Source organism: Streptomyces sp. 6N223 (assembly GCF_052246635.1).
GTDB lineage: Bacteria > Actinomycetota > Actinomycetes > Streptomycetales > Streptomycetaceae > Streptomyces.
Genome location: NZ_JBQQCA010000138.1, coordinates 1 through 1,729, shown reverse-complemented (window position 1 = coordinate 1,729; position 1,729 = coordinate 1). Strand labels below are relative to the sequence as shown.

General features: G+C 73.6%; 1 protein-coding gene. It reads left to right on the top strand.

Annotated features, from left to right (window positions below):
- Nucleotides 1-1,729: type I polyketide synthase (locus tag ACTWQH_RS32680; protein ID WP_443290442.1), on the top strand; the 1,729-nt coding region annotated here is incomplete at both ends.

Here is a 1,729-nt window from a genome sequence, read left to right as displayed (position 1 = left end):
ATCCAGCACACCCTCGACCAACACCCCACCCCCACCGCCATCCTCCCCACCCTCCGCCGCGACCACGGCGACCACCTCCCCCACGCCCTCGCCCACGCACACACCCACGGCCTCACCATCGACTGGCCGGTCGGCGGCCAGCGCATCGCCCTGCCGACCTACGCCTTCCAGCGTCGGCGTCACTGGCTCGAAGCCACAGCCGCCGCACCCCGCCCCGCCCTCTCCGCCGCCCCGGAGCCGGACGCCCCAGACGATCCGGACGCCGAGGAGCTGACCGCCGCCCAGCGGCTCGCCAAGCTCAGCGACGGCGAGCTGGAGTCGGCCCTGCGCGAGATCGTGCGGATGAACGTGACCATCGCGTTGGGCCACGTCACCCCGGACGCGGTGGACGAGTCCCAGACGTTCAAGGACCTCGGCTTCGACTCGGCGCTCTCGCTCGACCTGCGCAATCGCCTCAGCGCCTCCACCGGCCTGAACCTCCCCGCCGGGCTCCTCTTCAACCACCCGACGCCGACCGCGCTGGTCCGCTACCTGCGCGGGCAGCTCTCCAGCGACGCGGCCGCCGACCGCGCCGTGGCGGCGGCCGCCCATGACGAGCCCATCGCCGTGGTCGGCATGGCCTGCCGCTACCCCGGCGGCGCCAGCTCGCCCGACGAGCTGTGGCGGCTGGTGGCCGAGGGCCGCGACGCGATCTCCGGCTTCCCCGAGGACCGGGGCTGGGATCTCGCCGGTCTCTACGACCCCGACCCGGCGCACCCCGGCACCACCTACACCCGCTCCGGCGGCTTCCTCCACGACGCGACCCAGTTCGACCCCGCCTTCTTCGGCATCTCCCCGCGCGAGGCGGCGGCCATGGACCCGCAGCAGCGGCTACTGCTGGAGACCTCCTGGGAGACGTTCGAGAACGCCGGGATCGACCCTGCCGGTCTCGGTGGCGATCCGGTCGGCGTCTTCGTGGGCGTGATGTCCCAGGAGTACGGCCCTCGGCTGTACGAGCCGGCGGACGGCATGGACGGATACCTGCTCACCGGCAGCACGGTGAGCGTGGCCTCGGGCCGGGTGGCGTACACCTACGGCTTCGAAGGCCCGGCCGTGTCGGTGGACACGGCGTGCTCGTCGTCGCTGGTCGCCCTGCACCTCGCCGCCCAGGCGCTGCGGCAGGGCGAGTGCGGGATGGCGCTCGCGGGCGGCGCCGCCATCATGGCCACCCCGGGCATGTTCGTGGAGTTCAGCCGGCAGCGGGGGCTGTCGCCGGATGGGCGGTGCAAGGCGTTCGCTGCGTCGGCCGACGGGACGGGCTGGGGCGAGGGCGTGGGCCTGGTGCTGCTGGAGCGGCTGTCGGACGCCCGCCGCAATGGCCACCAGGTGCTCGCGGTGCTGCGCGGCTCCGCCATCAACCAGGATGGCGCCAGCAACGGCCTGACCGCACCCAACGGCCCCTCGCAGGAACGCGTGATCCGGCAGGCCCTGGCCAACGCCCGTCTGGACGCGGCGGACGTGGACGTCGTGGAGGCCCACGGCACCGGCACGACGCTGGGCGACCCGATCGAGGCCCAGGCGCTGCTGGCCACCTACGGGCAGCACCGGCCGGAGGACCAGCCGCTGTGGCTCGGCTCCCTCAAGTCCAACATCGGCCACACCCAGGCGGCGGCCGGCGTCGGCGGCATCATCAAGATGGTCATGGCCATGCGCAACGGGCTGCTGCCGCAGACCCTGCACGTGGACGAGC